Origin of the sequence: Pseudomonas lopnurensis (assembly GCF_015070855.1) — a bacterium.
In the GTDB taxonomy this organism is placed as follows: Bacteria; Pseudomonadota; Gammaproteobacteria; order Pseudomonadales; family Pseudomonadaceae; genus Stutzerimonas; species Stutzerimonas lopnurensis.
This window is the reverse complement of record NZ_JADDIX010000032.1, coordinates 1-5,725: the sequence shown is the minus strand read 5'-3', so window position 1 is coordinate 5,725 and position 5,725 is coordinate 1. Positions and strand designations below refer to the sequence as shown.

At 57.4% G+C, this 5,725-nt stretch carries 4 protein-coding genes, 3 tRNA genes and 2 rRNA genes; all 9 read right to left on the bottom strand.

What is annotated here, in order from left to right; all coding sequences use genetic code 11:
• A partial coding sequence (tuf, locus tag IN820_RS06710; protein ID WP_045665994.1) for an elongation factor Tu occupies positions 1-1,190 on the bottom strand: 1,190 nt, incomplete at its 3' end.
• Between the two features lie 84 nt (positions 1,191-1,274).
• Positions 1,275-1,350: transfer RNA gene (locus IN820_RS06705), tRNA-Thr, on the bottom strand.
• A 26-nt stretch (positions 1,351-1,376) separates the two neighbouring features.
• Positions 1,377-1,450, bottom strand: a tRNA-Gly gene (locus IN820_RS06700).
• A gap of 25 nt (positions 1,451-1,475) precedes the next feature.
• Positions 1,476-1,560: transfer RNA gene (locus tag IN820_RS06695), tRNA-Tyr, on the bottom strand.
• Between the two features lie 141 nt (positions 1,561-1,701).
• The gene (locus IN820_RS06690) at positions 1,702-2,373 is read right to left on the bottom strand and encodes an SPOR domain-containing protein (protein WP_193680227.1); all 672 of its coding nucleotides are present in this window, start codon (positions 2,371-2,373) and stop codon (positions 1,702-1,704) included.
• 24 nt (positions 2,374-2,397) lie between these two features.
• Complete coding sequence (locus IN820_RS06685) at positions 2,398-3,138, bottom strand: type III pantothenate kinase (RefSeq protein ID WP_193680226.1); 741 nt, start codon at positions 3,136-3,138, stop codon at positions 2,398-2,400.
• Positions 3,135-4,091 carry a bifunctional biotin--[acetyl-CoA-carboxylase] ligase/biotin operon repressor BirA gene (birA, locus tag IN820_RS06680; RefSeq protein WP_193680225.1) on the bottom strand — a complete coding sequence of 319 codons (957 nt, stop codon included), beginning with the start codon at positions 4,089-4,091 and terminating at the stop codon, positions 3,135-3,137. Before birA ends, IN820_RS06685 begins: the two co-directional genes overlap by 4 nt.
• A 122-nt stretch (positions 4,092-4,213) precedes the next feature.
• Positions 4,214-4,329: ribosomal RNA gene (gene rrf / locus IN820_RS06675) — 5S ribosomal RNA — on the bottom strand.
• A 142-nt stretch (positions 4,330-4,471) separates the two neighbouring features.
• A 23S ribosomal RNA gene (locus IN820_RS06670) occupies positions 4,472-5,725 on the bottom strand; the annotation flags it as partial.

Genomic DNA, 5,725 nt, shown 5'->3' with positions numbered 1-5,725 from the left:
TCGACGATCTTGGCAACCACGCCGGCACCGACGGTACGGCCACCTTCGCGAATCGCGAAGCGCAGGCCATCTTCCATGGCGATCGGCTTGATCAGGGTGACGACCATTTTCACGTTGTCGCCCGGCATCACCATCTCGACGCCTTCCGGCAGTTCGCACGAACCGGTCACGTCAGTGGTACGGAAGTAGAACTGCGGACGGTAGCCCTTGAAGAACGGGGTGTGACGACCACCTTCTTCCTTGGACAGCACGTACACTTCGGCTTCGAACTTGGTGTGCGGCTTGATGGTGCCCGGCTTGGCCAGAACCTGACCACGCTCGACGTCATCACGCTTGGTGCCACGCAGCAGCACGCCGCAGTTCTCACCGGCACGACCTTCGTCGAGCAGCTTGCGGAACATTTCGACACCGGTACAGGTGGTCTTGGTGGTATCACGCAGACCAACGATCTCGATTTCTTCCTGGACCTTGACGATGCCGCGCTCGACACGACCGGTTACCACGGTACCGCGGCCGGAGATGGAGAACACGTCTTCGATCGGCATCAGGAACGGCTTGTCGATGGCACGTACCGGCTCGGGGATGTAGGTATCCAGAGTCTCGACCAGCTTCTTCACCGCAGTGGTGCCCAGCTCGTTGTCATCTTCGCCGTTCAGCGCCATCAGCGCGGAACCGATGATGATCGGCGTGTCGTCGCCCGGGAAATCATAGGTGGACAGCAGGTCGCGCACTTCCATCTCGACCAGCTCGAGCAGTTCGGCGTCGTCGACCATGTCGGCCTTGTTCAGGAACACGACGATGTAAGGAACACCAACCTGACGGGAGAGCAGGATGTGCTCGCGAGTCTGCGGCATGGGGCCGTCGGCAGCCGAGCAAACCAGGATCGCGCCGTCCATCTGGGCAGCACCGGTGATCATGTTCTTCACATAATCAGCGTGACCCGGGCAGTCAACGTGCGCGTAGTGACGGACATTGGAGTCGTACTCTACGTGGGCGGTGTTGATGGTGATACCGCGAGCCTTCTCTTCCGGAGCGCTATCGATCTTGTCGAAGTCGACACGAGCGGAACCGAACACTTCGGAACACACGCGAGTCAGAGCGGCAGTCAGAGTGGTCTTGCCATGGTCGACGTGACCAATGGTGCCGACGTTGACGTGCGGTTTGTTACGTTCGAACTTTTCTTTAGCCATCGAGACCGTCTCCCATCGTTGAATTGAGCTAGTCACGCCACCATTAAAACAAAGGCAGATATTTACATATCTGCCTTTGTGGTTTGGAGCTCATGAGCGGATTTGAACCGCTGACCTCACCCTTACCAAGGGTGTGCTCTACCAACTGAGCTACATGAGCGAAGCTTTTACCGTAACCATCGAAGCTGGAGCGGGTAGCGGGAATCGAACCCGCATCATCAGCTTGGAAGGCTGAGGTTCTACCACTAAACTATACCCGCGAACGCCGAAGCCTACGCTTGAATCTGGTGGAGGGGGAAGGATTCGAACCTTCGAAGTCTATGACGTCAGATTTACAGTCTGATCCCTTTGGCCGCTCGGGAACCCCTCCAAAGTGAGGCGGCATTTTCATCACTTGCCACCCTGCTGTCAAGCATTTTCTCATATAAATCTTGAGGTTAGCTTCTATGACAGCCGCCGCGACAGCAAGACTACCAACCCTCGCTGCGAAGCGGGCGCCATTCTATTCAAACTATTCCGAAGTTGCAACGCTTGCGCAGGGCATCTGCCGATGCTGTAACGCCGGCATATCCCTCATCAGCCCTTCCAGGATCGTATCGTCGACGAGATGGCGTGCAGCATTGGAGACCCGAACCCAGTACTTACGATGCACGCGCGGCAATTCACGGACCAAGGCAGCGTAATCCACCTCCCGCAGACGAGCCACGACGCCCTCCGCCGAATCCTTGCGTGAAAATATCCCGAGTGAAATACCGTTCGCCAAGTCACCGACCGTAATGATGTAGCTGTCTATGTTCCTACTCTGTAGCTCTCGCAGCTGGCGTAGAGAGGCCTGCCTCGAAGCAAGTGGTGGCAGGTACACCCAGTAATCCACCCCACCCGCCATATCCACGAATTGAACGCTGGACTGCACATCCAGACTCAACAGCCTTTGCTCCAGGGACTTGGCCAGATGCTCTTCATCGAAGCCACCAAGGAACAGGCAAGCGCTATCAGCCTGCCCGGGCGACATCTGCTCGCGGCGCGGAGGAGAGGGCGACTCGCTGAGCAGGGTGATGTTCTGCTGGGGCCTGTTGTAGGCGTCCAGCGGCACCACTTCCTTGACCCTTAAAGGCGCCTGGTACTGGTGCTGCAGGAAGAAAAAGACGTTCAGCAACACCAGCAGCAGAAAGAACCAACGCATGCAAACTTCGACCTTGTCTATGGGCTAGGGACAGGCAATGGCCAGACCGCGGAATATGAGGTCCGGCACGCATCGTATGTTCGCAATGTCCGCAATCAGGGCGACGTCACCGCCGGTGGCATATACCACGAAGTCGTCTCCCAGGTAATCGCTCGCCTGCAGGATCTGTGACTCCACGAAGCTGCGCAACATGAGCAAGCAACCCCGTTCGACCGCCTCCCCAGTCGAGCGACCCGGTCTCACCTCACCTCGAAGCGCTCGAGCGGACTCAACGTCGTATCGGATACGCCGCGTGTGAGCCTGAAGCTGATGCCGAAGCAGTGACATGCCCGGGCAGATGTAGCCCCCCAGGTGCGCCCCCTCCGAGTCGACCAGGTCAACCGTCACGGCCGTTCCCAAATCGATCACGAGCATCGCGCGAGCACTGAGGTGGAACGCGCCGACTATTGCGAGCCAACGGTCCATGCCCAGGCGCTCATGCTCGAGGTAACCATTGACCACGCCACCGAGCCGCTTCGCCGGCACTGCACGCTGCACCTCGACACCCAGCGTCTCGGCGAGACGCAAACAGATGTCCGCAGTCTCGTCGTCGCTACGGACGCTGACCAGTCTCGCGCGCGAGATGCGCAATGCAGACAGTCCTGCAAGCTGGGCGAGCAGCTCCACCAGCGAAATTGCCACTCCCTCCGTCGATACCGTATTGGCAGAAGGATCGAATGCGCGCCACTTGATCAAGCTGTTGCCGCAATCCAGCTCAAGAATCATGAATCCAACCTCAAGCTGAGCTCCCCACCACTAAACGAATGCTCGCAACCATCGATCAAGAGCCTGAGAGCCCCCTGCTGATCGACACCAAGTACAACTCCGGAGAAGTCTTGAGCCCCGGTGCTAAGAATGCATTTGCGCCCCTGCCAGATATGGCTGGCCTCCCATTCTTCCTTCAGAGCGGAGAATCCGAATGCGGCATGGCGCTGCAAGTAGCCCCGCAGCGAGTCGCTCAGCGCCAGCACCAGATCATTCCGGTCAACCATGCTTCCAGTCTGAGCCCTTATGGAGGTCCATGGCTGATCGATTCCAGCGTCGATGGCGAGCATGTTGACGTTGATGCCTATACCAACGACAACATGGCACACGTCCGCCGGATCCCCGGTCAATTCCAAGAGAATCCCCGCGATCTTTCGGCCATCGGCATAGACGTCGTTTGGCCACTTCAGCCCCGCCAGCTCAACCCCCAGACGGCGCAACGCATGCATGACCGCCAACCCCACAACCAGGCTCATGCCCGACAGCTGCTGGGCTCCCCCACTTACCTTGAGCGCCAGGCTGTAATACAGGTTCTGCCCCACAGGGCTGACCCATTTGCGGCCGCGTCTTCCCCTTCCGTCAGTCTGAGCCTCGGCCAAGACAAGGAAAGGGGCGAGTGTCTGCTCCTGCAGCAGGCGGAGCGCCTCGGCATTGGTGGAGTCGATAGTGCCGCGCAAGTACAGAGGCCAGTGCAGCCGATCCAGGTGCGGCGCGAGCCTTTCATGTGCGAGCAGCGAAAGCGATTCCGCCAGGCGATACCCTCGGCCCGGCACCTTGTACAGCTTCAGGCCCGTTTCGCTCTCGACACGCTGCAAATGTTTCCAGACGGAACTACGACTCACACCGAGCTCTTCACCCAGTTCCTGCCCCGAATGGAACCGGCCATCCTGGAGCAACCTCAACAGCCTATTCATGTCACACCCCAACTAACGAGGCTCGCATGATAGCGACGCCGATCGTAAGTGCCTAGGAAGCTGGAAAGCACGCAAAAGCAAACCCCCGACCTGCTTGCGCAGATCGGGGGTTTGGGATAGGTGCTTGACGATGACCTACTCTCACATGGGGAGACCCCACACTACCATCGGCGATGCGTCGTTTCACTGCTGAGTTCGGGATGGGATCAGGTGGTTCCAACGCTCTATGGTCGTCAAGCAATTCGGTTGCTGCCTCGGGGTTGAGCCGCTGCAGCGTATTGGGCATGTGATATATCGGTATTGCGTGTTCTCTGCAAATCTTCGGCTTTGTGTCGACTTCGACCGTCTGACACGCAAACAGCAAATTGTTTGGGTGTTATATGGTCAAGCCTCACGGGCAATTAGTATGGGTTAGCTCAACGCCTCACAACGCTTACACACCCCACCTATCAACGTCGTAGTCTTCGACGGCCCTTCAGGGAGCTCAAGGCTCCAGTGAGATCTCATCTTGAGGCAAGTTTCCCGCTTAGATGCTTTCAGCGGTTATCTCTTCCGAACATAGCTACCCGGCAATGCCACGGGCGTGACAACCGGAACACCAGAGGTTCGTCCACTCCGGTCCTCTCGTACTAGGAGCAGCCCCTCTCAAATCTCAAACGTCCACGGCAGATAGGGACCGAACTGTCTCACGACGTTCTAAACCCAGCTCGCGTACCACTTTAAATGGCGAACAGCCATACCCTTGGGACCGGCTTCAGCCCCAGGATGTGATGAGCCGACATCGAGGTGCCAAACACCGCCGTCGATATGAACTCTTGGGCGGTATCAGCCTGTTATCCCCGGAGTACCTTTTATCCGTTGAGCGATGGCCCTTCCATACAGAACCACCGGATCACTAAGACCTACTTTCGTACCTGCTCGACGTGTCTGTCTCGCAGTCAAGCGCGCTTTTGCCTTTATACTCTGCGACCGATTTCCGACCGGTCTGAGCGCACCTTCGTACTCCTCCGTTACTCTTTAGGAGGAGACCGCCCCAGTCAAACTACCCACCATACACTGTCCTCGATCCGGATAACGGACCAGAGTTAGAACCTCAAAGTTGCCAGGGTGGTATTTCAAGGTTGGCTCCACGCGAACTGGCGTCCACGCTTCAAAGCCTCCCACCTATCCTACACAAGCAAATTCAAAGTCCAGTGCAAAGCTATAGTAAAGGTTCACGGGGTCTTTCCGTCTAGCCGCGGATACACTGCATCTTCACAGCGATTTCAATTTCACTGAGTCTCGGGTGGAGACAGCGCCGCCATCGTTACGCCATTCGTGCAGGTCGGAACTTACCCGACAAGGAATTTCGCTACCTTAGGACCGTTATAGTTACGGCCGCCGTTTACCGGGGCTTCGATCAAGAGCTTCGCTTGCGCTAACCCCATCAATTAACCTTCCGGCACCGGGCAGGCGTCACACCCTATACGTCCACTTTCGTGTTTGCAGAGTGCTGTGTTTTTAATAAACAGTCGCAGCGGCCTGGTATCTTCGACCGGCATGAGCTTACGCAGTAAATGCTTCACCCTCACCGGCGCACCTTCTCCCGAAGTTACGGTGCCATTTTGCCTAGTTCCTTCACCCGAGTTCTCTCA